Genomic DNA, 24,620 nt, shown 5'->3' with positions numbered 1-24,620 from the left:
GATGCTGACAACTCTACTTTCTATACTGACCAATCGCATTCTGTGGAGCTTCCTGGGCGTAACGGCGCTCGCGGCGGTCATCTGGATGATTGGCCCGCTGTTGTCCATCGTGGATACCCGGCCCCTTGAATCAGAGCAGAACCGCGTCATCAGCATTGCGGTGGTCTACCTGATTTGGGCCCAGAGCCACATTCTGCCGCGGCTGTATAACGCCTGGCTGAACCGTAAGCTGATGGACAAGCTCAACGAAAATACCACCAGCCCGGAGGCGGCCGATCCGCAGAAACGTCTGAACAGCGAGGAGCAGATCCTTGCCGGGCGTTTCGATGAAGCCGCCCAGATGCTGAAAAAAGCCCACTTCAGCAAAGCGGGACATGGCGCGCAGTGGACGCAGCGCTTTAGCACGCAGTACCTCTATCAGCTGCCGTGGTACGTCATTATTGGCGCGCCGGGTTCCGGTAAAACCACCGCGCTGGCCAACTCCGGGCTGCAATTCCCGCTGGCGGATCGCTTCGGTAAAACCGCGCTGCGCGGCATTGGCGGCACGCGCAACTGTGACTGGTGGTTTACCAACGAGGCGGTTCTGCTGGATACCGCGGGGCGCTACACCACTCAGGAGAGCGAGCAGGTTCAGGACGCCGGGGAGTGGCTGGAATTTATCAACCTGCTGCGTAAATACCGCCGTCGCCAGCCCATTAACGGCGTGATTATCACCATCAGCATTTCCGACCTGCTTTCGCAGTCCGCTGAGGCCTCGCGCCAGCAGGCGGTCAACCTGCGCCAGCGTCTCTCCGAGCTGCATGAACAGCTGGGTATTCGCTTCCCGGTGTATGTGATGGTGACCAAAGCGGACCTGCTTAAAGGCTTCCGCGCCTGGTTTGCGGATTACGACAAAGCCCAGCGCGACCAGATCTGGGGCTTTACGCTGCCGTGGGAGCAGACCAAACACGCCGATTACGACCTGATGGGCAACTTCCAGCAGGAATTTTCCCTGCTGCAACAGCGTCTGGATGCTGGCCTTCCGGAAACCATGCTCAAAGAGCATGACGCCAAAACCCGTGCGGAAGCCTATCTCTTCCCGCAGGAGTTCGCCGCGCTGCGTCCGCTGCTGGCTGACTACCTGAGCACGGTCTTTGCCCGCTCAAACTTCGAAACCGAATTTTCTCCGCGCGGCATCTACTTTGCCAGCGGCACTCAGGAAGGGATGCCGTTTGACCGCGTGATGGGCGAGCTGAACCGCGCGCTCTCCTTACCTGAAGGGGGGGAAAGCACGCGCTGGGATTCGGTGAGCAAAGAGGCGCCGATCCCGGGCGCGAAGGGCCAAAGCTTCTTCATTAAAAACCTGCTGCAAAACGTCATTTTCCAGGAAGCGGGCATCGCCGGGGAAAACCGCTGGTGGGAGCTGCGCAACCGCGCCGTGATGTGGTCCGGCTACGCGGCGCTGCTGGCCCTGCTGGTGATCCTGGGTGGCCTGTGGCTGACCAGCTACGCCAAAAATAAAGCCTATCTGGAAGAAGTGGACGAAAAAGTGCCGATGCTGGAGCAGCAGAGCAAGGCGCTGCAAAACCAGCCCCAGCGCGATCTGTTTGCGCTTCTGCCGCTGCTTAACAGCCTGGTGGATCTGCCGAAAAGCAATGCCTTCGACGTTAACGACCCGCCGGTTTCCCGCCGCATGGGGCTTTATCGCGGGGATGACGTCAGTGATGCCTCGCAGTCTCTGTACCAGAAGGCGCTGGATCAGATGCTGCTGCCCGCCGTGGCAATGCACATTACCACCTGGCTGCGCAACGACAACGGCAGCGACGTGGAGTACAGCTACGAGGCGCTGAAAGCCTATCAGATGCTCTATCAGCCGAAGCACTATGACGGCAAATTCCTGCACTCGTGGGTGATGCTCAACCTGCAACGCAACCTGCCGCAGAACGTGACGCAGGCGCAGCTTCAGGAGCTGGAATGGCACCTGACGCAGCTGCTGGAGCCAAAAATTCAGGCTTCACCGTATGCGCAGGATGAGGATCTGGTGGCACGTGAAAGGGCGCTTATCAACCAGCAGCCGCTCTCAACACGCGTATATGGCCGCCTGAAACGTCTGCTGGAGCATGATGAAAACCTGAAGCCGGTTTCGCTTTCAGATCTCGGCGGCCCGCAGAGCGAGCTGGTGTTTTCCCGTAAAAGCGGCAAGCCGGTGAGTGAGGGCGTACCGGGCCTCTATACGCCGGACGGCTACTGGAAGAGCTTCAACGACCAGATCGACAGCGTGACCACCGCCCTGCACAAGGACGATGCCTGGGTACTGGGAGCGACCACCGCCCAGGAAGATAAACAGCAGATCGATAACGCCGTGCGCCAGCTCTACATGCGCGACTTTATCGTCAACTGGGATCGCTTTCTCGCTGACATTCAGCTCAACAACAGCGCCGATCTTTCCCAGCGTATTAACACCGCGCGCCTGCTTTCAGGCACCAACTCGCCGCTGCGCCGTCTGGTGCTTAACCTGAGCAAGGTGCTGACCCTGTCGCGCACTGCGCCTGCGCCGGAAGATGCGCAGAAAGCGGAAGACCAAAGCAACCGCGCCACCCGCACGCTGGAAGCGCTGTTCAGCAACGGTGACAATGCCCCGACGCAGGGCGCGGTCGTGACGCAGGCGCCTGAGCAACTGGTGACCGACCACTATGCGCCGATGATTGAGCTGGCGCAGCCGCTGGAGAAGGGTGGCAAGACCATCGTCTTTGACGATTTTCTTAAGCAGGTTGACGAGCTTTATCGCTACCTGACCGCCGTTCAGGATGCGGCAAACAGCGGTATGCCCGCGCCGGGCGGCGATGCAATCAGCCGCCTGCAAGCCAGCGCGGGACGTCTGCCGGGCGGGCTGCAAACCATGTTCAGCAATATGGCCGTCGGCGCCAGCAGCGATACCCAGCGTCGCGATCTGGAGAACGTGCGTAAGCGCATTAACGTGGAAGTGGGTGGGTTCTGCCGTCAGGCGATTGCCGGGCGTTATCCACTGGTGCGCAGCGCCAGCACCGAGGTGACGCCGGACGATCTCGCCCGCATGTTCGCGCCGGGCACCGGACTGATGGACACCTTTTTCCGCGACAACCTGACCAACAAGGTGGACACCACCCAGGCGAACTGGCGCTTTATGCCGGGCATCGACGGTAAAACGCTGTCGGGCAGCGAAGGGCTGTTGCGTCCGTTCCAGCAGGCGCAGTCTGTCCGCGATGCCTTCTTTGCCAACGGCGCGACCACGCCATCCTTTAAGGTCACGGTGCGCACCGTGCGGATGGACAACACCATTCTGAACCTGACGCTGGACGTGGACGGCCAGCTGCTGCGCTACAGCCACGGTCCGCAGGCGGTGCAGATCATGAACTGGCCGGGGCCGGGCGGGACGAACCAGGTGCGTATGCAGCTCGGTCTGACCAATGGCAGCACCGCAACGCTGGTAACTAACGGTTCCTGGGCGCTCAACCGCTTTTTCGACAAGGCGCGCACCAGCCCTGGCGCGGGTAGCCTGAGCCGTCAGGCGACCTTCAACGTCGACGGACATCAGGTCACGCTGGAGTTTGCCCCGAACAGCATCCGCAACCCGTTCCAGCTTCCCCGTTTCACATGCCCATAACCGCAAGGACAGCCGTATGACGAATACCCCTGCGATGAACCGTTATAGCTGGTATGGCAAATTACCCAGCGCCGGAGATTTTTTGCAGCGTCGCTTTCCGGATACCCTGCAACGCCAGTGGTCGCACTGGTTCCAGGTCGGCCTGCTGTCCTGGCAACAGGAAGAGCAGCGCAGCGGCGAGCGCCCGTTTTCAAAAGCCCCGGTGTGGAACTTTGTCGTCCCGCCGATGCTCGGTAGCCAGATGATTCAGATGGGCTGCCTGCTGCCAGGCCGTGACAGCGTAGGCCGCCACTATCCGGTATGCCTGCAACTGAGCTTCACCCCCGCCGAATGGTCATCCCGCCTGCTCGGGCAGGCTGAAAGCTGGTACCAGCAGCTTGGCCGTCTGGGGCTGCACGCGGTGCGTAACAGCTATTCTGCCACCCAGCTGGATGAAATGCTGATGACCATCCCGGCGCCCCAGCCGGTTGAGCCGCAAAAGCGTTCCGACATTCTCGACGTGATTGGCTATGACGACGATGGTCAGAGCACGCTGGGCTGGCCGCAGGCGGCGGAGTGTTTTGATCCGCTGCGCCAGACCAGCTACTGGTGGACAAACCGCTGCGACGGCTATCCGCTGTACACCCACGTCCACAGTGGAAACTTCACCGGGCAGCTCTTTACGCTGCTGTTCGATCCGGCAGGCGGCGCCCGTCCGGGCCGCCACGGTCTTTACCCGCCTATGTTTGAATAAGCAGGGATCTTATGAATATCGATGAATTTCTCGCGCCGATAAGCCCCGATAACCCCTGCGGTGAAAACCTGGAGTACGACGCTGATTTCCAGGCCATGGGTCAGGCCAGTCAGGGTAAAGCCGAGCAGCAGTTTGGCGACACCATCATTCCGGCAGAGCCTGCCGACTGGAACACGGTGGAAAAACTCGCCACCAGCCTGCTGGGTCGCACCAAAGATCTTCGCGTCATGCTGGCGTTAACCCATGCCTGGACGCGTCGTCGCGGGCTGGCAGGTTACGCCGACGGGCTAGTGCTGGTGCAGGAAGCCCTGTCCCGTTACTGGGAGCAACTTTACCCGCTGCTGGAAGAGTATGGCGAAACCGATCCGTTCTACCGCATCAACGCCCTCGCCGGGCTGAGTGATAAATCTGACCTGACGGTCGCGGTGCGTAACGCCTCACTGCTCCGCTCAAACGGCGATGAGATTTCGCTCCGTGACGCCCAGGCGCTGCTTGACGGCAGTAAAACCGAGTGTCCGGATTATCCGGGCGGTCGTCCACGACTGATCGATGAGCTGGCCCGGGGCGATCAGCCCGGCACCGAAGCGGTAATCGTGATCAACGAACGCCTGCTGGCCATCCGCGAACTGCTTACCGGCTATCTCGGGGAAAGTGGCGTACCGGAGATGGAACAGCTGTTGAAAACCGTCGGACTGGTTTCCAGCGCCTGTCAGGTGACCGATATCAGCAAGCTGCTGCCGAACCGTGACGCGCAGGCTGAACAGCACGCCGAGCCGCAGCCGGTGGCCGCGTCGCCCGTTCAGCAGGTGACGGACTGGCGCAGCGTGCAGGTGACCAGCCGCGCCGACGCCCAGCTGATGCTGGAAAAAGCGAAACAGTATTTTGCGCAGTACGAACCCAGCCATCCCGCACCGCTGATGATTGAACGGGTGCAGCGGCTGTCTGAACTCAACTTTATGGACATTATTCGCGACCTGGCGCCAGACGGCGTTAACCAACTGGAAAACATCTTTGGACGCCGCGAATGACGCGTCCTGGCATTATGACGACAGGCATGGAGTCTGCCGTTTCACCTTCACCGCGCATCTTTGATGGAGAACATCATGGCAATGAGTAACAGTGGACAGAAATTCATCGCACGCAACCGTGCTCCCCGCGTGCAGATCGAGTACGACGTAGAGATCTACGGCGCAGAACGCAAAATTCAGCTGCCGTTTGTGATGGGCGTTATGGCCGATCTGGTTGGCAAGCCGGTGGAAAATCTGCCAGCCGTCGACGAGCGTAAGTTCCTGGAAATCGACATCGACAACTTCGACGAACGCATGAAGGCGCTGAAGCCGCGCGTGGCGTTCCAGGTGGATAACACCCTGACCGGCGAAGGTAAGCTCAATGTCGATCTAACCTTCGACAGCATGGACGACTTCCTGCCGGACGCGGTGGCCCGCAAAGTAGAGCCGCTGAACAAGCTGCTGGAAGCCCGTACCCAGCTCTCCAACCTGCTGACCTACATGGACGGTAAAAACGGTGCGGAAGAGCTGATCGCGAAAATTCTCCAGGATCCGACGCTGCTCAAATCCCTGAGCCAGTTGCCAAAAAATGACGAAAGTGCGAAAGGTAGCGAGGAATAATCGATGAGCAACCAGACTCAACAACACGATCAGCAGGCGGGCCAGGCGTTCAGCCAGGACGAGTTCAGCGCGCTGCTGAATAAAGAGTTCCGCCCGAAAACCGATCAGGCGCGCTCTGCCGTAGAAAGCGCGGTTAAAACCCTGGCGCAGCAGGCGCTGGAAAACACCGTGACCTTCTCAAACGATACCTACCGCACCATTCAGAACCTGATTGCCGGTATTGACGAGCAGCTTTCACAGCAGGTGAACCAGATTATTCACCACGAGGAGTTCCAGAAGCTGGAGAGCGCCTGGCGCGGGCTGAGCTACCTGGTGAACAATACCGAAACCGACGAGATGCTGAAGATCCGTTTTATGAGCATCTCCAAGCAGGAGCTGGGCCGCACCCTGAAGCGCTACAAGGGCGTGGGCTGGGACCAGAGCCCGATCTTCAAAAAAATCTACGAGCAGGAGTACGGCCAGTTCGGTGGCGAGCCGTTTGGCTGCATCGTGGGCGACTACTACTTCGACCACAGCCCGCAGGACGTTGAGCTGCTGGGCGAGATGGCGCGCATCGGCTCTGCGGCCCACTGTCCGTTCATCACCGGCACCGCGCCGGGCGTGATGCAGATGGAGTCCTGGCAGGAGCTGGCTAACCCGCGCGACCTGACTAAAATCTTCCAGAACACCGAATACGCTGCCTGGCGTTCACTGCGTGAATCAGAAGATGCCCGCTATCTGGGTCTGGTGATGCCGCGGTTCCTGTCGCGTCTGCCGTACGGCATTCGCACCAACCCGGTCGACAGCTTCGATTTTGAAGAGCAGACCGACGGGGCGAACCACAACAGCTACTCGTGGGCAAACGCTGCCTATGCGATGGCGGCCAACATCAACCGCTCCTTCAAAGAGTACGGCTGGTGCACCTCGATTCGCGGCGTGGAATCCGGCGGGGCGGTGGAAAACCTGCCGTGCCACACCTTCCCAAGCGATGACGGCGGCGTGGACATGAAGTGCCCGACCGAGATCGCCATCAGCGACCGTCGTGAAGCGGAACTGGCGAAAAACGGCTTTATGCCGCTGGTTCACCGCAAAAACTCCGACTTCGCCGCCTTCATCGGCGCGCAGTCCCTGCAAAAACCGGCCGAGTACCACGACCCGGATGCCACCGCTAACGCGCGCCTGGCCTCCCGTCTGCCGTACCTGTTCGCCTGCTGCCGTTTTGCTCACTACCTGAAGTGCATCGTGCGCGACAAAATCGGCTCCTTCCGCGAGCGCGAAGAGATGGAACGCTGGCTGAACGACTGGGTGATGAACTACGTGGACGGCGACCCGGCTAACTCCTCCCAGGAAACTAAGTCCCGCAAACCGCTGGCGGCGGCGGAAGTGCAGGTGCAGGAAATCGAAGACAACCCGGGCTACTACGCCGCGAAGTTCTTCCTGCGTCCACACTACCAGCTGGAAGGTCTGACCGTTTCCCTGCGTCTGGTATCTAAACTGCCGTCGCTGAAGACGAAGGACGCGTAATGACGATTGCCGGCCCGAAGGGGCCGGCCATCTGAGCGGAAGAGCTTAGCTTATTTCTGTCAGTGAATAAGGATAGACGGTGAAACATATACTTTTGATCGCGACCAGTTTGCTGGCAGTTTCTACTCTCGCAAGCGCGGACGCTGGAAATTACAAATACCCTCAAGCGGAAGCATTGCCTCAGGATGACACATCAAACTTCCAACGCGATCCGACGCTGTTAACAGGGTACGATTTAGATCTGAGTGCAGAGCGTTTTGCTAAAGCCTGGCTGTCGAAAACGAATGAACGTGAACGCATTAAGGCAAATATGTATCTTCTCGGCGTAGTCGACGCGTCTGAGGGCACTGCATGGTGCAAGGGCAGGCCTTTTTTGCCAAATACAATACATGAGTTTCTCTATTCTCGTTTTGCGAACTTATCGAAACAGCAAGGCGAGGAGCGCGCTTCAAAAATCATCATTGACGGCATGAAAGAATTACGCCCGTGCAAAAAAGGAGAGTGACAAATGAGACCATTATACGAACAACTTAAACGTCAGCATTACTCTTCAAATCACACACGCGCGGGTTTTGCCTCGGGTGAACAGGTTTTTTCAGAAATTGGCTACGATTATTCGACGATTATCAAGCAACAACCGGCATACGAAAATACCTGTGCGGTAAGAATGAGCCTGGCATTGTTAAAATGCAATGTTGAATTTACAGGGCGTTTACCCATAAAGACCGGTCCCTATAAGGGAAAAACAATCGAGCCTGGCGCAAAATTACTTGCCGATCAGCTTTATAAATCCCATGTGTTTGGCAAGGCAGAAATCTTTAAAGACCGCGAGGCTGGTGCACGCTCAATGTTGGGCCGAAAAGGTGTTGTTTTCTTCAATAAAATTGATGGGTATGGCGGTGGTCATATCGACCTTATCGAGCCTCTGAGTAATAATTCGTTTATATGTAACTCCGATTGCTTTCCGTACTGTCAGGAAATCTGGTTTTGGGAATTAAAATAATTATATTCAGGTGTCTAAAGACCGTATTTCTTTTGCTCACTTGCTTATCTTTTTCTGCTCGCGGTGACAACCCTTACGTTGATTTTTATCAGCAGCAAACATACCGGCAGGTGGTAAAAGATTTTGTCCTGGCGCGCTGCCTTGCGCAGGTGGCAGATAAAGGCAGTCAATTTTCTGCTGATGCGGCCCGCAGTGCGAGTGCATTTATTGAATGGATACCGTTTGATGCTGAAAACGGTACTGACAAAGTTAACGCCATTATTGGGAAGTATAAAAACCAAATTAATGGTTTCCACTCGGAGCGCAAACCTGATGTAAAAGGCGTAACCTTAAATTGTCTACGTCTTTATCATAGCGACGAACTGAATAAACTGGTTCCGCAGCTCATCATTGGCGATCCTGATCGTACCTGGATTCAGGATAATCCGCAGTAGTAAAAGACTTCACATTCTTTCCTTTCATTCAGGGGGAATGTAAGACTGTCAAATGACACGGGTCGTTTGATATGAGGCAGAGGTAAAATATGGACGGTTTTATTCAGCCCCATGCTTTCCTGTTTGCCATATAAGGGCTTTTTCGAAAGCAATATTGTTCATCCACGAAGAGTAGATATTATGGCTATTGATATGTTTCTGAAGGTCGAGGGTGTTACGGGCGAATCTAAAGATTCTAACCACACCGGCTGGACTGATATTACCTCCTTCTCCTGGGGCGCGTCCCAGCCAGGTAATATGAGCGTTGGCGGTGGCGGCGGTGCCGGTAAAGTGAACTTTAACGATCTGCACGTTAACGCTCTGATCGACAAATCCACTACAGCAATCCTGAAACACTGCGCAAGCGGTAAACACCTGACCAAAGTTGAACTGTCCGTCTGCAAAGCGGGTGGTCAGCAGGTTGAATACACCCGCATCACCCTGGAAGACGTTCTCGTGACTTCCGTTCAGTACACGGGTGCAGACAACGGCGATACCGTTGGCGTGACCTATGCATTCCAGGCTGCGAAAGTGAAACAGCAGTACTGGGAGCAGACCACTGCCGGTGGTAAAGGTGCTGAAAGCAGCGCTGGCTGGAACATCAAAGAAAACAAAGAAGCGTAATTGCGCGCGTGACCGGGGAGTTTTCCCCGGTCATTATTTATAGAGACTTAATTTCGTTTGCAAAGGGATGTCAATATGAGCGTAAAATCAACGGTTGCTCCTGGTTATTGTGTTGTTCAGCAGGCTGGTACGTTAGATTTCCAGGCAAGACTACTGTTCAATAAACCAGACAGTGAAGCGGCACGTTATTTTATGCAAGTGAACAGGGACACACGGTGGTTAAAATCCGGGCAAATATTGATCCTTAATGCTCCGGGTGCTGAAAATGCGGTTCAGCTAAAACAATTACAAAATGCAAAGCAAAAGGTTAATGGAGCATTGGCAGAACTGAATACAGATGAAGCTAATTTCTTTAACAAGCATTTTAGTACCATCGCAGCATTAACTAATTTTATGGATAAATCTCTCGGGGTGGTTGCTGATGCAGGTGAAAGGTACTTTAGCGAAATAGAAAAGAAATTAAAAGCTATCGAACTGGCTTATCAAAATCAATACAGAATGCAAGGCACATTGATCGGGCAGCAGTTTTTTGTTGAAAGGCAAAAACTTTTTTCTGAGCTGGACGTTTTATTAAATAAGCTGTCCAGACTAACGCTGAAACTGAAACCTTATGAAGAAATCAAGCACGCTTTAGGTTTATCAAGCAGGTCAATAGTCCACGAATGGAGTACTGCGGGTGTTGCCTCGATACGAGGGTATTCAACATATGTAGACAATGCTTCAAAAGCTGCCCGTTTTCTGAAAATGGGAGGATGGCTTGCTATCGGCTTCGCTGGTGCAAACACAACCAATGAAGTTTACGATGCCTGTACAGTAGGTAGAGAGCAGAGTTGTTCCAAAGTCGCCGTTAAGAAGTACAGTCAATTTGGCGCCAGTCTTGCGGGCGGGATTTATGGCGGAAAATATGGCGCCATGGCTGGGGCTGGCGTATGTGTTGCATTGGGCGTGGCAACAGGTGGTGTAGGGTTGCTCGCGTGTTCTGTGGTAGGCGCCGCTGCGGGTGGATACATTGGTGGCGAAGTTGCCGGTGGAGCAACTGAATATGTCATGGATAAGCTATGGTGAATTTAGAAAATATTCTTTTATTTCTGATTGTTGTTTTATTTTTACTTGTCGTAATTATGGACTTCATCAGTTCCCGTTATTTTAAAAAACACGAGGCCGAATATAATCAGCTTCTTTCAGAATATAGGCAAAAAGGCTACGATCTCGATCTGGTGACAAATTACGCATCATTTTTTGGTTCGCTGGCGAACTATCAAAAAATAATCTGGTTTGTTCGTCTTCGCAAAGGCGTGAAGATGAAATTTACCAAAGACAGAAATGTTCAGGACGATGCCTATAAATTCGTTCAGGCTTTACCGGAAGAGAGAATCGGCTGGATATTAAAACTGCATCGACGCTATAAAGCTCAGGCCTTACTTTTTACGCTATGGCTGCTTATCGGCATTATTTTCCTGAATGTAGTCAAATAGCTTTAATCAGCCCTTAACCCCCAAACCCCGCCGTTCTCACCCCCGAGAGCGGCAGCGTTTGAGCGCTAATCATACCAGCAGGAATACGCCATGCGATTCACGATTATTTCTACGAAACCCGGTCATCAGCCGCCGCAAAGCAGCTGTGATTTTTATGCCCCGGGCGGCACCATTGGGCGCGGTACGGATAACAATCTGGTGCTGCCGGACAATGACCGCACCATCTCGCGTTTGCAGGCCATCGTTCACGTCGACGCCAGTGGCGAATGCCGCGTCACGAACCGCGGCAGCGTTACCCGCGTGGTACTGAATGATATCCCGCTGGAGCGTGGGCGTCAGGTTGAACTTCAGGATGGGGATATTCTCGGTATTGATGATTATCGCATTGAAGTCAGCGAACTCATTCATGACACCCAGCCTGTAAGCCGCATGGCGGCCAGCATGCAGCAGGCGCGTCCAGCGGCGACACCTGCGCCAGCGCCGCAACCGAAACCGGCCAGCGCCGCGCCTCGCGGAAAAGCTGAACCTACGGCCGTGCCGTCGGAAATCTGGGACAGCCTGATGCAAGAGTTTTCCATCTCCGACAGCATCTCCAGCAACCGGGCAAAACCACAGCCCGCGGCCTCCCACGACCCGTTCTCCCAGCCTGCGGCCCCGGAGCGGAATGCCGAAGACCCGCTGGCGATGTTCAACGATGCCGATCCGTCGCTTGAACGTAAAAACGTTGACCCGGACACGCTGTTCAGCGATGAAGCGTTGTTTAAAAAAGAGAGCATCTTTGACGATGTCACCCCTTCAACGCTGGTACAGCCGGACGAAAGCAAACCTGCCCAGCCAAAGGAAGAGGCGTCGGACGAACTCGATCCGTTAGCCCTGTTTGGCGGGACGGCGAGCGCACCTGCCGCGCGTCACGATGACCCTCTCGGCCTGATGGGCGGCGCGCCGTTAACCCATCCGGATGAAATCGTGGCCGATAAGCCGGAGCCAAAGCCTGAAGCGCAAGCCGCACAGGAAGAGGATGCGCTGGCCAGCTCACCGCTGTTCGATCCGGAACCGACTGAACCACAGGACGCGCCGCGCGCGGAAGAGGAGCCCGCGCGCCCTGATTACGCTGGCTTCACCATGCCAACACCGCAGGCCGTGGCGCGCAGCAACGCACAGGCGCCTAAAGGCCGCCTGCGTATCGACCCGGTTAAAAACGCTGCATCGCCTGCTGCCTCCGCTCAGACCGGCGAGCGAGGCGAGGTGCTTCAGGGCGAACTGCTGGAGGCGCTGCTGGAGGGCATGGGCCTGAGCGAAATGCAGCCGGTGCCGCAGTTTGACCGGGAAAATATGCGTCAGCTGGGGCAGATCCTGGGCATGTTCTCGCAGGGGACCGTGGCGCTGCTCTCCTCGCGCTCCATCCTCAAGCGTGGGGTGAAAGCCGATATGACCATGGTGCTCGACGATGCTAACAACCCGTTCAAACTGTTGCCGACCGGGAAAACGGTGCTTATCCAGATGTTCGGCACGCCGATGCCGGGCTTTATGCCGCCGACCAAATCGGTGCGTGATGCGCTGATCGATCTCCAGGCACACCAGCTAGGGATGATCTCTGGTATCCGCGCCATTATCGCCGCCATGCTGCAATCCTTTAACCCGGAACAGCTGGAAGAGCAGGCGAAGCAGAACGGGATGACGTCACGCCTGGCGCTGCCGGGCAGCCGTAAAGCCGCGCTGTGGGATTATTTCGTTCGCAGCTATGGCGAGACGGCGGGCGAGATCGAGGACGACTTCCATACCCTGTTTGGCGAAGCCTTCCTCCATGCCTATGACATGGAGGTCAATCAGTACAAAGACTCACAAAGCGGATCGGAAGAAAAATGAATATCGCAACGGCTTCTCTCTCCCGCCAGGGGACGCGCGCCAGCAACCAGGATCAGACGGGAGAAACCATCGGGGAACGTTCAGCCTGCTTTGTCGTCTGTGACGGCATCGCAGGCCTGCCGGGCGGCGAGGTGGCCGCTGAGCTGGCCCGCAACAGCATTATTTCCCGCTTTGATGGCGACAAGCACCTGAATGCGCAGCATATTCGTGACTACGTCCAAACGGCGAACCGCACCATTCTCAGCGAACAACAGGCCGTGCAGGACTATCGCCGGATGGGCACCACGCTGGTCAGCCTGTTTATCGACAGGGATTACCGTCTGGCTTACTGGGCGCACGCCGGAGACAGCCGCCTGTACCTGTTTCGCCGCGGCTGGCTGTGGCATGTGACCACCGATCACAGCCTCGTCCAGCAGATGAAAGATGCCGGGCATCAGACTGACGATCTCAACAGCAACCTTTTGTATCTGGCGCTGGGTATTGAGAATGGCGGACCGGAAGCGAGCTACAGCGATGTCGTGCAGGTTGAGGACGGTGATGCCTTCCTGCTCTGCACCGACGGTTTCTGGCACGGCGTCAGCGAAGAGCAGATGAAGCAGTCGCTGCACATGGTCAATACGCCACAGGAGTGGCTGACCTTAATGAACCAAATCATTCAAAAGAATGCCGAACAGGAGGGCAATGCTCAGGATAACTATACCGCCGTGGCGGTGTGGATGGGCAACCCTCAGGACACCACTTTGCTGCATACGCTCTCTGACGCAGCACAATTTCTTCCCTGCGGAACTGATTAGACACACAAGGATTGATATGAAACTTTGGCTATCGGGTTTGGCTCTTCTGACGGTGGCGACCACCGCACAGGCTGAAAACTTCCGCATCGTGCAGTCTCCTGCGCAGAAGCTGGATATCTGGATCGACAACATTAAAGACAATACGCCGCAAAGCTGGTGTAAGGCGGACGTGGCGCTGCGTATCGTGGCGAACGGCAAGAAAGAGGTTTCGGTGCTGGAAAACTTCGTGCCGCGCCTTGGCTCGCTGCTGGAGCACCAGTGCAGCAAGCTGAATACCCTGAACTGGACGCTTAACGATCCGGAAGGCACGACGCTTGCCCGGGGCACAGCGGCTAAAGCGCAGGACTGGGCGCTGGTGGTGAAGCAGCAGGAAACGGCGGCGGCAACGACCGCCACCTCAGGCGCGCTGCTGCCGCCTGACCAGAATCCGGAGACGCACACCGTGGCGGCAGATCGTACGCCATGGCAGGAGTTCACCCTTCAGGACGGTTGCCATCTGCGCACCTTCTGGGAGGGCGGTTCCTCCGCGCCAGCGCTGTTTATTCCGGATTCCGACACCACCCGCTGCGGCAACGGCAGCTGGCTCAGCGGCCACACCGTGGTGACGCAGAACCGTAACGGGACGCAGAAAGCGATTCCGGTCACCTACATTCACGGCTTCCCGGTGATGGGGCTGAACAACGCGGTCGATCCTGAAAAGGCGCTGATCACCTCCGTCAACAAAGAGCGCATGGTCTTCAGCACCCAGAACAGCGACCAGAGCTGGATGATCCTGCCGTACGACAGCACCCTGAACGGCTGGAAGAGCAACGGCACGGTGGCGGTGGAAATCACCCGTGAGATCGCCAGCGACGACGCCAGACTTCAGGCGCGTATCGCAGAGGTGAAGAAAATCTGGAGCGCATGGGTTGCACCGGGCGCGGAGCTGAACGTTGTTCTGATTGACACGCTGCGCCCGCAGTTGCGCGATCCGGCAGTGGGCGCCTGGCGCGCGGCGAATTAAGGAGGGGCTATGAATACGCTTTATCAACGTCTGGCGGGCGAGTCGATTAGCGACGCGCTGCTTCGCCTGGAAGCCGATATCAAAGCCCGTCCGGCGGATGCCGATCTGCGCGCCGCGTTTGTGCAGTTTCTGATCCTCAGCGGCAACTGGGCGCGCGCCCTGACCCAGCTGAAAAGCTGGCTGGCGCTGAAGCCGCAGGCAAAACCGACCGTAACGCTGCTGGAGCAGGCCATTCAGGGTGAACAGCAGCGGGCGCGCGTGTTCGCGGGAGAGGTACGACCGGCAATGCCCGAGGCGCAGTGGCCGTGGCTGACGACGTTAGCCCAGGCGCTGACCGAAAGCGCCGGGCAAGCGCAAACGCTGCGCCTGGCGGCACTCGAACAGGCCCCGGCAAGCCGCGGGCAGGTCACGCTGGAGAATGAAGAGAGCCACACCTTTGAATGGCTGATGGACGGCGATGCCCGTCTGGGGCCGGTGTGTGAAACCCTGGTCAATGGCCGTTATTTCTGGGTGCCGTTCTGCGCCATCTACGCGATCCGTTTTCAGGCTCCGGCCAGCGTGACCGATCTGGTGTGGCGTCATGCGCTGGTCCGCCTCACGGACGGCACCGAGCAGGTGTGTCAGATCCCGGCGCGTTATCCGTTTGCTGACGGGGCGCCAGACAGCGTTAAGCTGGGGCGCACCACCGAGTGGCTCCCGCTGGACGATGACGGCGCCCTGTATGAAGGCATGGGGCAGAAAGCCTGGCTGAGCGAGCAAAGCGAAAGCCCGCTGCTTACCCTGAGCCTGGTGACATTTACCTCGGATGGTGCGGATGAGTAATCCCGCTGGCGAAGGCGATCTGCTGCGCAGCGGCTGGCAGGCCCGCAGCAGGCAGGAGAAAGTGGGGGCGCGCGACAAAATGCAGCCTTCACTGCTGGATCGCCTGACGGATAACGATCCGGAAAAAAAACGCGAGTCCGCCAACAGCAATCTGATTACCCACGCCGCGCTGCGTCGTAACGTCCTGCGGGATTTACAGTGGTTGTTTAACACCATTAACCACGATGCCTCCAGCGATCTGAGCGGGCTGACGCAGGTGAGCCGTTCCGTCGTGAATTTTGGCGTGGCGCCGCTGGCGGGGAAAAGAATGTCCGATATTGAATGGCACGACATTCAGCGCAAGCTCACCGAAGCGATTATTAACTTTGAACCGCGGATCCTGCCGCAGGGGCTTCAGGTTCGCTGCGTGTCCGATACCTCCTCGTTAGATCTGCACAACGTTCTGTCTATCGAAATCAAAGGTCGCCTGTGGTGCGTGCCGTATCCGCTGGAATTTCTCTTTCGCACCGACGTCGATCTTGAGAACGGCCATTTTGAACTGAAGGATGCGGGGTAATTATGGAAAGCAAACTGCTCGAATATTACAACCGTGAACTGGCCTATCTGCGCGAGATGGGCGCAGAGTTCGCCGAGCGCTACCCGAAAGTGGCGGGGCGGCTCGGCATGCGCGGCATCGAAGTGGCGGACCCGTACATTGAGCGTCTGATGGAAGGTTTCGCCTTCCTGACCTCCCGCGTGCAGATGAAAATGGACGCCGAATTTCCGCGCTTTTCACAGCGTATGCTGGAGATGATTGCGCCAAATTATCTGGCGCCTACGCCGTCGATGGCGATCGCTGAAATTCAGCCCGACAGCAGCCGCGGCGACCTGAGCAAAGGCTTTATTGTGCCGCGCGGCACCATGATGGACAGCCTGGCGCTGAAAAAGACCGGCGTTACGTGCAGCTATACCACGGCGCACGAGGTGAACCTGCTGCCGTTAAAAATTGAGCGGATCGAGCTGGGCGGCGTTCCCGCCGATCTGCCGCTGGCCCAGCTCGGCCTGAGCCAGCGGGGGATCAGCAGCGCCTTACGGATCCGCATTGCCTGCGATGGCCCGCAGCATCTCGGGCACCTGGACTTTGACCGCCTGGAGTTTTTCTTAAGCGGCCCGGACATCGAGGCGCTGAAGCTGCTGGAGCTGGTGATGGAGCACCACGCGGGTATTGTCTGCCAGACGGTCAGCAAGCAGCCCCAGCGCCAGCTGCTGTCGTCTGACGCCCTGCGTCAGGAAGGCTTTAATGCGGACCAGGCGCTGCTCCCGGACGATCTGCGCAACTTCGACGGCTATCGCCTGTTGCAGGAGTACTTTGCGTTCCCGGCGCGTTTTCGTTTCATCAGCCTGAGTGGGCTGGGCAAGCTGATCCAGCGCTGCGAAGACGAAAAAGCGTTTGATATCTTCATTCTGCTCGACAAGAGCGACGATCAGCTGGAGCGCGTGGTGGATGCCAGCCACCTGGCGCTGCACTGCACGCCGGTGATCAACCTGTTCCCGAAAGTGGCGGCCCGGCAGAAGCTGAGCGAAAGCCAGCATGAATACCACCTGGTGGTGGATAACATCCGCCCGCTGGATTATGAAATTTATGCCGTGAAAAAAATCTATGCCAGCGCGGATGGTCAGCGGGACGACCAGACGTTTCGTCCTTTCTGGAGCACCTGGAGCGGAGACGCGGGCAACTACGGCGCCTATTTTTCCCTGCGCCGTGAGCAACGCGTTCTCTCCGAACACGCGCTGCGCTATGGCACCCGCACGGGCTATATCGGCTCGGAGGTCTTCGTCTCGCTGGTGGATGCGCAGCACGCGCCGTGGCAGGAGAATTTGCGCTACATTTCCGCCGAGGTGCTGTGCACCAGCCGTGACCTGCCGCTGATGCTCCAGCAGGAGCTTGGGCAGTTTATTATGGCCGACTCCATGCCGGTGAAGGCGTTAACCCTGCGTAAAGGCCCGACGCCGCCGCGTCCGGCGCTGGCGGAAGGGTTCAGCACCTGGCGGCTCATTAGCCAGCTGCAAATGAACTACCTCAGCCTGATGGACAGCGAAAACGAAGAGGGCGCTGCCGCGCTGCGTCAGCTGTTAGGGCTGTACGCCAACCTGGCCGAGACCCCGGTTGCCCGTCAGGTGGATGGCGTTCGTCACTGCGTGCTGGAGCCGGTGCACCGCCGCGTGCCGGAACCCGGCCCGGTGGTGTTCGCCCGCGGGATCGGCATCACCCTGACGGTGGACGAACGCGCCTTTTCCGGTGCCAGCCCGTGGCTTTTCGGCAGCGTGCTGGAACGCCTTTTTGCCCGCCTGGTCTCCATCAACAGCTTTACGGAGTTCACGCTCAAGAGCCAGCAGCGCGGCGAAATCGGCTACTGGGCGCCGCGCATGGGTAAAAGGGCGCTGGTATGAGTGAAGTTGCCCCTGCAACGCTGCGCGTGCATCGCCTGACGCCGCTGCCCGATGCGTTCTGGCGCGGGGTGCGCGAGACGCCGTGGCGCTATGATCTGTTCCAGCTGTTAAGACGCATTGATGCCCAGGGCGGTGAACGTTACCCGCTGGGGCGCGCGCCGCTGCCTAAATTTGAGCCGCTGCGTATTGGTCAGCAGCCTTCAATGGGCTTTGCGCCGTCAACGGTTGCTGAGGTCCGGCAGCGGGAAGAGAACGGACTGCATGACGTTTCCATACTGAGCTTCGGCCTGTTTGGTCCTAACGGCCCGCTGCCGGTGCACATGACTGAGTATGCCCGTGAGCGTATTCATCATCATCAGGATCACAGCCTCAGCGCGTTTGCCGACCTCTTTCACCACCGCCTGACGCTGCTGTTCTACCGCGCCTGGGCGGACGCGCAGCCTGCCGCTTCACTGGATCGCGACGACAACAGGCGCTTCGAAGGGTATCTGGCATCGCTGATTGGTATGGGGCAGCCTGCCCAGATGTCGAAAGGCAGCCTGAGCGCGCACGCCCGCTTTACTCACGCCGGGCACCTGACCCGCCACGGACGGGACCCGGAAGGGCTGGAGAAGATCCTGCGCAACTATTTCAACGTGCCGGTCAGGCTGGTGGCCAACGTCCCGCAGTGGATGCCGCTCTCAACGCGGGAGCAGGCACAGCTGGGTGAGGGGCGTCGCCTGCCGCGCATGGGAGAGTCCGCTTTTCTCGGCATTGCGGTACGCGACGTGCAGCATAAATTCCGGCTCGAGATTGGCCCGTTGAGCGCAGACGACTACAACCGTTTTCTACCGGGCGAAGGATGGGTCACCGAGCTGCGCGACTGGGTGCGACAGTACGCCGGGGTGGAATTTGAATGGGAAACACGGGTGATCCTGCGCGCCGATGCGGTGCAGGGCGCCACGCTCGGCAGCGCCGGGCGATTAGGGTATAACACCTGGCTCGGCCTTCAGCCTCAGCCTGTTCCGCGTGGCGATCTGGTGTATCGCGCAGAGCGATAATCCTTCCGTATACCGAATCATTGTTAATGGAAACTAACATGTCAGAAATTAGCCGTGCCGTGCTTTTCGGCAAACTGGATACGCTGTTATTTACCTCTCTGGAAAGCGCGACTGCCTTTTGTAAGCTGCGCGGCAACCCGTACGTTGAGCTGGTGCACTGGCTGCATCAGCTGATGCAGCAGCAAGATGGCGATCTGCAACAGGTCATCCGTCACTTCGCCCTTGATGAACAGCAGCTGACGCGCGATATCGTGGCGGCGCTGGATGCCCTGCCGCGTGGCGCGAGTTCCGTGTCTGATCTTTCCGAGCATATCGACAGCGCCGTCGAGCGCGCCTGGGTCTACGGCTCGCTGAAGTTTGGCGTCAGCCGCATTCGCGGCGGCCATTTGCTGATCGGCATACTGAAAACGTGGAATCTGGCTAACGTGCTGAAAAGCATTTCGGCGCAGTTCACCCGTCTTAACGTCGAGGTGCTGATCGAGCAGTTCGACGCCATTTGCGCCAGCAGCAAAGAGAGCCAGCAGGCCGCCGCCGCTGCGGACGCGCCTGCCGGGGCCGTACCGGCTGCGCAGGGTACGCTGGCGCAGTATGGTCAGGATCTGACGGCGCGCGCCCGGGAAGGGAAAATCGACCCGGTGGTGGGGCGCGATGAAGAGATCCGCCAGATGGTCGATATTCTGATGCGTCGTCGCCAGAACAACCCCCTGCTGACCGGGGAAGCCGGCGTCGGGAAAACGGCGGTGGTGGAAGGGCTTGCGCTGCGTATCGCTGACGGCGACGTGCCGGAGCCGCTGCAAAACGTTCAGCTGTGGCTGCTGGATATCGGCATGCTTCAGGCCGGCGCGGGCATGAAAGGGGAATTTGAGGCGCGCCTCCAGGCGCTGATTAACGAGGTGCAGTCCAGCGCCACGCCAATTATTCTGTTTATCGATGAGATCCACACTCTGATTGGCGCAGGCGGTCAACAGGGCACCGGCGATGCCGCTAACCTGCTCAAACCTGCCCTGGCGCGCGGGCAACTGCGCACCATCGGCGCGACCACCTGGGCGGAATACAAAAAATACATTGAGAAAGATCCGGCGCTGACCCGCCGTTTCCAGACCGTACAGGTTCACGAGCCGGACGAAGCCAAAGCCGTGCTGATGCTGCGCGGCACCGTGTCGCCGCTGGAAACTCATCATCAGGTTTTACTTCTCGACGAAGCGGTCAGCGCGGCGGTGAAACTGTCGCATCGCTATATTCCTGCGCGTCAGCTGCCGGATAAAGCGGTGGCGCTGCTGGACACCGCCTGCGCGCGCGTGGCCGTCAGCCAGAGTGCGCCGCCTGCCCAGCTGGAAGACTGTCTGCGTCACCTGGCGGCCCTGGACGTGGAGCTGGAGATTGCTGAACGCGAAGCGCGCGTGGGGGCGGGCGATCCGGCGCGTGTGGCGGCCTTAACCGCCGAACGTGACGCGTTCGAAACCCAGCGCAAAGCTCTGGCCCGTCGCTGGGAAGAAGAGCGCACGCGGGTGCAGGAGATTATCCGTCTGCGTGCCGCGCTGTTTGCGGCGGGTGATGAGGATACGGCTGAACTGCGCGGCCAGCTGGCAGAACAGCAGCAGGCGCTGAAGACCTTACAGGGTGACGAACCGCTGCTGTTTGCCGCGGTGGATGAGAACGTGGTGGCTGCGGTGGTCTCAGACTGGACCGGGATCCCGCTGGGCCGGATGGTGAAAAATGAGATCGACGCGGTGCTGAATCTGGCCGACACGCTGAACCAGCGGGTTATTGGTCAGCGTCACGGTCTGGATCTGATTGCCCGTCGGGTAAAAACCTCGCGGGCGAAGCTTGACGATCCGAACAAACCGGTCGGCGTATTCATGCTCTGCGGGCCATCCGGCGTGGGTAAAACCGAAACCGCGCTGGCGCTGGCGGAGTCCCTTTACGGCGGCGAGCAGAACGTCATTACTATCAACATGAGTGAATTCCAGGAAGCGCACACCGTTTCGACGTTAAAAGGTGCGCCTCCGGGCTATGTGGGCTATGGTGAAGGCGGCGTCTTAACCGAGGCCGTGCGCCGCCGTCCCTACAGCGTGGTGCTGCTGGATGAAATTGAAAAAGCGCACCCGGACGTGCACGAGATCTTCTTCCAGGTCTTCGACAAGGGCTGGATGGAGGACGGCGAAGGGCGTCACATTGATTTCCGTAACACCATTATTATTCTGACCTCTAACGTCGGCACCGACCTGATCGCAGCCATGTGCGCCGACCCGGAACTGATGCCGGAGCCTGACGCGTTAAGCGGCGCCCTGCGCCAGCCGCTGCTGGAGGTGTTCCCGCCTGCGCTGCTGGGCCGCCTGCTGGTGGTGCCGTATTACCCGCTGAGCGACGAGATGCTGGGGCAGATTGTGCGTCTTCAGCTCAGGCGCATTCAGCGTCGTCTGGAAGAGAATCACAACATTATTTCTGAATTTGACGACAGCGTGGTCGAACAGATTGTTCAGCGCTGTACCGAGGTTGAGTCGGGCGGGCGTATGGTGGATGCGATTCTGACCAATACGTTGCTGCCTCAGATGAGCCAGATTTTACTTACCGCCAGCCGCAGCGACGAGCAGTACCGACGTCTGCATGTCACCTGCGAGCAGGGCGAGTTCCACTGTCAGTTTGCCGCGTAATAATCATCAAGAGAACTGTAAAAGATGACGGATAATGATAACAATCGGACTGTCCCAAACGCGCTCCCGGTCGGGTACCGTTTCAATGAGTTTGAGATAAAAGAGGTGATTGGCGGCGGCGGATTCGGCATCGTCTATCGCGCCTGGGATCACCAGCTCGAACGCACTATCGCTATCAAAGAATTCATGCCTTCCTCCCTCGCCGTGCGCGGCGAGGATATGACGCTGGTGCTGCGCAGCGAGCGCTTCGGCAAAGCGTTTTCTGCCGGTCTGAACAGCTTCATCCAGGAAGCCCGCCTGCTGGCGCGCTTTAACCACCCGAACCTGCTGCACGTACTGCGTTTCTGGGTGCAAAACGACACGGCCTATATGGGGACGCTGTTTTACAGCGGTACCACGCTGTCGCGTCTGCGCGAAGAGAAACCGGAGCTGATTAACGAGGCGTGGATCCGCCGCATGCTGCCAATGCTCTTCGGCGCCATCAAAACGATCCACGACGAGGGTTATCTACACCGCGACATCTCGCTGGATAACATTCAGATTCAGGATAACGGCCTGCCGGTGCTGCTCGATTTCGGATCGGCGCGCCGCACCATCGGTAATCTCTCGGATGAGACGGAAACCATGCTGCGTCCGGGCTTCGCGCCTATCGAGCAGTATACCGACGACAATGAAAGCGAGCAGGGGCCGTGGACGGATATCTACGCGCTCGGCGCCGTATTGCGCACCCTCATCGTGGGCTCTCCGCCACCGGTCAGCGTGGTGCGCTCGATTCAGGACACCTGCAAACCGCTGGTGGAGTTGATGCCGCAGGGCTATTCCATCCCGCTGCTACAGGCCATCGACAAGGCGCTGGCGCTGCATATGGAAGACCGTCCGCAATCCATTGAGGAGTTCGCGGCGCTGATCGAGATGCCCGTCGCCGGTATCGACGAGGTGCTTACCGCGAAGAAGACCGGCACGATGCTGGTGCCGGTGGAAGAGGAGACATCTGCTTCCGCGCTGGACTGGCGACGTTACAAGCTTCCGGGGCTGGTGGCCGCGGGCGTGCTGGTTGGGGTGGTTGCCGGTGCGATGCTGTTCGGCGGCGACAGTCAGGAAACGCCAGCGCAGACGGCGCAAACGCCTGCCGTGAGCCCTCCGGCTGAGACCTCCGCCCAGGCGGAAACCAGACCGGCAACGGCAGACGTGAGCGAGCCGGTTGCGCCACCTGCTACGGCGCAGCAGAGTGCGCCGCCTGTCGACGCCAGCCCGGTCGCGCTGGTCTACATCCGCATGCTTGATGGCGAGACGCTGAAGGTGAACGGCGAGTCTAAAGCGCTGCGTCCGGGCAATAACGGTTACGCATCGCTGAAATTGCCTGCGGGCGAGACCCGCATTGAACTGGAAGGCAATGGAAGAACGCGTACCCAGACGCTGGATATTGCGAAGCCAGGCACCTGGCTGGTGAATCCGTAAGCCTGCGGGTAACAGGACGGAGCGAATGTATAACATCAAGTTTGTCTATCTGTTCCACGAGAACGTCTCGCCAGCGCTGTTTGCGAAAATAATCCGCCCGTCCGTTGCCGGACAGTGGATTATGTCGGTTCCCGACCATTCGCTGCGCTCGCTCTTCACGCGCTACGATCTGTTGCGCACGATCACCGGTGCGAATCCTTATCAGTCCGGGCGCGATACCCGCACGCTGATCGCGCAGGATTTAGAGATGGGCAGAGTGGTTGGCATTGACGAAAGTTTTCGTGACTGGTCATCAGTAACGGAAATTTTTTACATCAATGCCAAAGGGCAACTCCAGGCTGCCTCGCTGGTCGGCCTGGGCTGGTATCCGGTGAGTACGATTGTCGACCGCTACGAAACCATGGTGAGAACGTACGGATCTCGCCCTGCGCCAACGGTACTGCCAAAACAGGTGGTGAAATCTAAAACGGCACAGGTGCCGGATGAACCTACTCCGGGCAAGGACGGTAAAACCTATGCCGGGCAGCTTCAGAAGATGACCAAAGCAGAGCGCTGGCAGGCGCGTAAAGATCTGATTGCGAAGGGGAGCAATAGCCTTTATCCGGATGCCCAGATCGCCGCGAAGCGTCTGGCGGCGAATAATATCGCGGTGGAAAAAGCGAAGCTTGCGGAAAATATTTATAAGACCGTGAACCCGCTGGAAACCACACCGGGCGTGCCGGAGGGGTGGACTGATATCAGTAATGACGATGCGCTGTTAGGAAAGTTCGGGCTGAACAAATCAATGCTCTTTGACGATGATACGTCCCCCAATTTTCTGGCGCGCGTCTATCAACCGAAGCCGGAAGTGTTTGGTACAGATATGAACCCCACACTGGTATTCAGGGGATCGCGCGAGCCTGGTTTCGCCTCTCTGTCTGATAATGTCTCCTCTTTACTGACCAAAGGGGAGCTGGCGCCGGTGGTAAACGGGGCTGACTGGTCGAATAACTTCTCACAGGGCATGGGTATGGCTTCAGATTATTATAAAAAGGCCGTGAGTATTGGTAAGGAGCTGGCAAGGTCAGGCCAGAATATTGATATTGCCGGTCATTCCCTTGGCGGTGGCCTCGCCTCTGCAACCTCTATGGGCAGCGGGAAAGCGGGGTGGACGTTCAACGCCGCCGGCCTGAATGCCGGAACCGTAGAAAAATACGGCGGCAAGATATTAGGCAGTACGGATAATATCCAGGCTTATCGGGTTGAAGGTGAGCTGCTGACGAAGATTCAGGAAGTTAACCCCTGGGAGGATCTGAAAACGATGAAAGGGCATGTCCCTTCGTGGATCCTCAAAGAGGAAATCTCTGCGCTGAGCCCTAATGCTGCCGGAATACCCCACGATCTTCCCGGTGGAACCGGAAGCGCGCTGGACCGCCACGGGATTAATCAGGCGATTGATTGCATAGAGCAACAGAAGGACGAGGATATTTCGATAATCGGGAGTCGATTGTGA

The 24,620-nt window shown here is 57.9% G+C and carries 21 protein-coding genes; all 21 read left to right on the top strand.

Annotation, left to right across the window (positions count from 1 at the left end):
* Nucleotide 1: 1 nt before the first annotated feature.
* The 21 genes from tssM to ACQG1Y_RS13380 all read left to right on the top strand — a co-directional run bounded on the left by tssM (nucleotide 2) and on the right by ACQG1Y_RS13380 (nucleotide 24,620).
* On the top strand, nucleotides 2–3,622 hold the full coding sequence (gene tssM, locus ACQG1Y_RS13480; RefSeq protein WP_368740609.1) for a type VI secretion system membrane subunit TssM: 3,621 nt from the start codon (nucleotides 2–4) through the stop codon (nucleotides 3,620–3,622).
* 16 nt (nucleotides 3,623–3,638) lie between these two features.
* On the top strand, nucleotides 3,639–4,355 hold the full coding sequence (gene tagF, locus ACQG1Y_RS13475; protein WP_032671638.1) for a type VI secretion system-associated protein TagF: 717 nt from the start codon (nucleotides 3,639–3,641) through the stop codon (nucleotides 4,353–4,355).
* A gap of 11 nt (nucleotides 4,356–4,366) precedes the next feature.
* Nucleotides 4,367–5,383 (top strand): type VI secretion system protein TssA, encoded by a 1,017-nt coding sequence (tssA, locus tag ACQG1Y_RS13470; RefSeq protein WP_017693278.1) that lies wholly within the window; start codon nucleotides 4,367–4,369, stop codon nucleotides 5,381–5,383.
* A 75-nt stretch (nucleotides 5,384–5,458) separates the two neighbouring features.
* Nucleotides 5,459–5,983 carry a type VI secretion system contractile sheath small subunit gene (gene tssB / locus ACQG1Y_RS13465; RefSeq protein WP_008502644.1) on the top strand — a complete coding sequence of 175 codons (525 nt, stop codon included), beginning with the start codon at nucleotides 5,459–5,461 and terminating at the stop codon, nucleotides 5,981–5,983.
* A 3-nt stretch (nucleotides 5,984–5,986) separates the two neighbouring features.
* On the top strand, nucleotides 5,987–7,486 hold the full coding sequence (gene tssC / locus ACQG1Y_RS13460; RefSeq protein WP_006810956.1) for a type VI secretion system contractile sheath large subunit: 1,500 nt from the start codon (nucleotides 5,987–5,989) through the stop codon (nucleotides 7,484–7,486).
* Between the two features lie 79 nt (nucleotides 7,487–7,565).
* A complete protein-coding gene (locus ACQG1Y_RS13455) occupies nucleotides 7,566–7,991 on the top strand; it encodes a Rap1a/Tai family immunity protein (RefSeq protein WP_032670776.1) in 426 nt (141 codons plus the stop codon).
* Nucleotides 7,992–7,994: 3 nt separating this feature from the next.
* Complete coding sequence (locus ACQG1Y_RS13450; protein WP_022648411.1) at nucleotides 7,995–8,489, top strand: T6SS effector amidase Tae4 family protein; 495 nt, start codon at nucleotides 7,995–7,997, stop codon at nucleotides 8,487–8,489.
* Nucleotides 8,474–8,923, top strand: a complete 450-nt coding sequence (locus tag ACQG1Y_RS13445; RefSeq protein ID WP_022651413.1) for a T6SS amidase immunity protein Tai4 family protein — start codon at nucleotides 8,474–8,476, stop codon at nucleotides 8,921–8,923. Before ACQG1Y_RS13450 ends, ACQG1Y_RS13445 begins: the two co-directional genes overlap by 16 nt.
* A 180-nt stretch (nucleotides 8,924–9,103) precedes the next feature.
* Nucleotides 9,104–9,586, top strand: a complete 483-nt coding sequence (locus tag ACQG1Y_RS13440) for an Hcp family type VI secretion system effector (RefSeq protein ID WP_014884229.1) — start codon at nucleotides 9,104–9,106, stop codon at nucleotides 9,584–9,586.
* A gap of 75 nt (nucleotides 9,587–9,661) precedes the next feature.
* Nucleotides 9,662–10,651, top strand: coding sequence for a hypothetical protein (locus ACQG1Y_RS13435; RefSeq protein WP_063138292.1), 990 nt, complete (start codon nucleotides 9,662–9,664; stop codon nucleotides 10,649–10,651).
* The gene (locus ACQG1Y_RS13430; RefSeq protein WP_015570334.1) at nucleotides 10,645–11,061 is read left to right on the top strand and encodes a hypothetical protein; all 417 of its coding nucleotides are present in this window, start codon (nucleotides 10,645–10,647) and stop codon (nucleotides 11,059–11,061) included. Before ACQG1Y_RS13435 ends, ACQG1Y_RS13430 begins: the two co-directional genes overlap by 7 nt.
* Nucleotides 11,062–11,151: 90 nt before the next feature.
* A complete protein-coding gene (tagH, locus tag ACQG1Y_RS13425) occupies nucleotides 11,152–12,927 on the top strand; it encodes a type VI secretion system-associated FHA domain protein TagH (RefSeq protein WP_368740610.1) in 1,776 nt (591 codons plus the stop codon).
* Nucleotides 12,924–13,721 carry a PP2C family protein-serine/threonine phosphatase gene (locus ACQG1Y_RS13420; RefSeq protein ID WP_003859969.1) on the top strand — a complete coding sequence of 266 codons (798 nt, stop codon included), beginning with the start codon at nucleotides 12,924–12,926 and terminating at the stop codon, nucleotides 13,719–13,721. The genes tagH and ACQG1Y_RS13420 overlap by 4 nt, the downstream gene beginning before the upstream one ends.
* A 16-nt stretch (nucleotides 13,722–13,737) precedes the next feature.
* Nucleotides 13,738–14,724: a hypothetical protein gene (locus ACQG1Y_RS13415; protein WP_033486830.1), complete on the top strand. Its 987-nt coding sequence runs from the start codon at nucleotides 13,738–13,740 to the stop codon at nucleotides 14,722–14,724.
* A 9-nt stretch (nucleotides 14,725–14,733) separates the two neighbouring features.
* Nucleotides 14,734–15,546: a type VI secretion system accessory protein TagJ gene (locus tag ACQG1Y_RS13410; RefSeq protein WP_368740611.1), complete on the top strand. Its 813-nt coding sequence runs from the start codon at nucleotides 14,734–14,736 to the stop codon at nucleotides 15,544–15,546.
* Entirely contained in the window at nucleotides 15,539–16,102 is a 564-nt protein-coding gene (gene tssE, locus ACQG1Y_RS13405; RefSeq protein WP_015570336.1) for a type VI secretion system baseplate subunit TssE, read from the top strand. Before ACQG1Y_RS13410 ends, tssE begins: the two co-directional genes overlap by 8 nt.
* 2 nt (nucleotides 16,103–16,104) lie before the next feature.
* On the top strand, nucleotides 16,105–17,976 hold the full coding sequence (gene tssF, locus ACQG1Y_RS13400) for a type VI secretion system baseplate subunit TssF (RefSeq protein ID WP_023296775.1): 1,872 nt from the start codon (nucleotides 16,105–16,107) through the stop codon (nucleotides 17,974–17,976).
* Complete coding sequence (gene tssG, locus ACQG1Y_RS13395; RefSeq protein WP_368740612.1) at nucleotides 17,973–19,016, top strand: type VI secretion system baseplate subunit TssG; 1,044 nt, start codon at nucleotides 17,973–17,975, stop codon at nucleotides 19,014–19,016. Before tssF ends, tssG begins: the two co-directional genes overlap by 4 nt.
* A 38-nt stretch (nucleotides 19,017–19,054) precedes the next feature.
* Nucleotides 19,055–21,670 (top strand): type VI secretion system ATPase TssH, encoded by a 2,616-nt coding sequence (gene tssH, locus ACQG1Y_RS13390; protein WP_368740613.1) that lies wholly within the window; start codon nucleotides 19,055–19,057, stop codon nucleotides 21,668–21,670.
* Nucleotides 21,671–21,694: 24 nt separating this feature from the next.
* Nucleotides 21,695–23,128: a serine/threonine protein kinase gene (locus ACQG1Y_RS13385; protein ID WP_047719480.1), complete on the top strand. Its 1,434-nt coding sequence runs from the start codon at nucleotides 21,695–21,697 to the stop codon at nucleotides 23,126–23,128.
* 25 nt (nucleotides 23,129–23,153) lie between these two features.
* A complete protein-coding gene (locus tag ACQG1Y_RS13380; RefSeq protein WP_063134688.1) occupies nucleotides 23,154–24,620 on the top strand; it encodes a hypothetical protein in 1,467 nt (488 codons plus the stop codon).

Origin of the sequence: Enterobacter cloacae complex sp. 397G4 (genome assembly GCF_050031515.1) — a bacterium.
Lineage (GTDB): Bacteria > Pseudomonadota > Gammaproteobacteria > Enterobacterales > Enterobacteriaceae > Enterobacter > Enterobacter hormaechei_C.
Note: the sequence above shows the minus strand (reverse complement) of the source record. Positions and strands in the feature narration are given on the sequence as shown.

What these genes read in the sequence shown, in the direction of transcription:
- tssM (WP_368740609.1), top strand. Translation starts at nt 2, where the DNA reads ATGCTGACAACTCTACTTTCTATACTGACCAATCGCATTCTGTGGAGC.
- tagF (WP_032671638.1), top strand. Translation starts at nt 3,639, where the DNA reads ATGACGAATACCCCTGCGATGAACCGTTATAGCTGGTATGGCAAATTA.
- tssA (WP_017693278.1), top strand. Translation starts at nt 4,367, where the DNA reads ATGAATATCGATGAATTTCTCGCGCCGATAAGCCCCGATAACCCCTGC.
- tssB (WP_008502644.1), top strand. Translation starts at nt 5,459, where the DNA reads ATGGCAATGAGTAACAGTGGACAGAAATTCATCGCACGCAACCGTGCT.
- tssC (WP_006810956.1), top strand. Translation starts at nt 5,987, where the DNA reads ATGAGCAACCAGACTCAACAACACGATCAGCAGGCGGGCCAGGCGTTC.
- ACQG1Y_RS13450 (WP_022648411.1), top strand. Translation starts at nt 7,995, where the DNA reads ATGAGACCATTATACGAACAACTTAAACGTCAGCATTACTCTTCAAAT.
- ACQG1Y_RS13440 (WP_014884229.1), top strand. Translation starts at nt 9,104, where the DNA reads ATGGCTATTGATATGTTTCTGAAGGTCGAGGGTGTTACGGGCGAATCT.
- ACQG1Y_RS13435 (WP_063138292.1), top strand. Translation starts at nt 9,662, where the DNA reads ATGAGCGTAAAATCAACGGTTGCTCCTGGTTATTGTGTTGTTCAGCAG.
- ACQG1Y_RS13430 (WP_015570334.1), top strand. Translation starts at nt 10,645, where the DNA reads ATGGTGAATTTAGAAAATATTCTTTTATTTCTGATTGTTGTTTTATTT.
- tagH (WP_368740610.1), top strand. Translation starts at nt 11,152, where the DNA reads ATGCGATTCACGATTATTTCTACGAAACCCGGTCATCAGCCGCCGCAA.
- ACQG1Y_RS13420 (WP_003859969.1), top strand. Translation starts at nt 12,924, where the DNA reads ATGAATATCGCAACGGCTTCTCTCTCCCGCCAGGGGACGCGCGCCAGC.
- ACQG1Y_RS13415 (WP_033486830.1), top strand. Translation starts at nt 13,738, where the DNA reads ATGAAACTTTGGCTATCGGGTTTGGCTCTTCTGACGGTGGCGACCACC.
- ACQG1Y_RS13410 (WP_368740611.1), top strand. Translation starts at nt 14,734, where the DNA reads ATGAATACGCTTTATCAACGTCTGGCGGGCGAGTCGATTAGCGACGCG.
- tssE (WP_015570336.1), top strand. Translation starts at nt 15,539, where the DNA reads ATGAGTAATCCCGCTGGCGAAGGCGATCTGCTGCGCAGCGGCTGGCAG.
- tssF (WP_023296775.1), top strand. Translation starts at nt 16,105, where the DNA reads ATGGAAAGCAAACTGCTCGAATATTACAACCGTGAACTGGCCTATCTG.
- tssG (WP_368740612.1), top strand. Translation starts at nt 17,973, where the DNA reads ATGAGTGAAGTTGCCCCTGCAACGCTGCGCGTGCATCGCCTGACGCCG.
- tssH (WP_368740613.1), top strand. Translation starts at nt 19,055, where the DNA reads ATGTCAGAAATTAGCCGTGCCGTGCTTTTCGGCAAACTGGATACGCTG.
- ACQG1Y_RS13385 (WP_047719480.1), top strand. Translation starts at nt 21,695, where the DNA reads ATGACGGATAATGATAACAATCGGACTGTCCCAAACGCGCTCCCGGTC.
- ACQG1Y_RS13380 (WP_063134688.1), top strand. Translation starts at nt 23,154, where the DNA reads ATGTATAACATCAAGTTTGTCTATCTGTTCCACGAGAACGTCTCGCCA.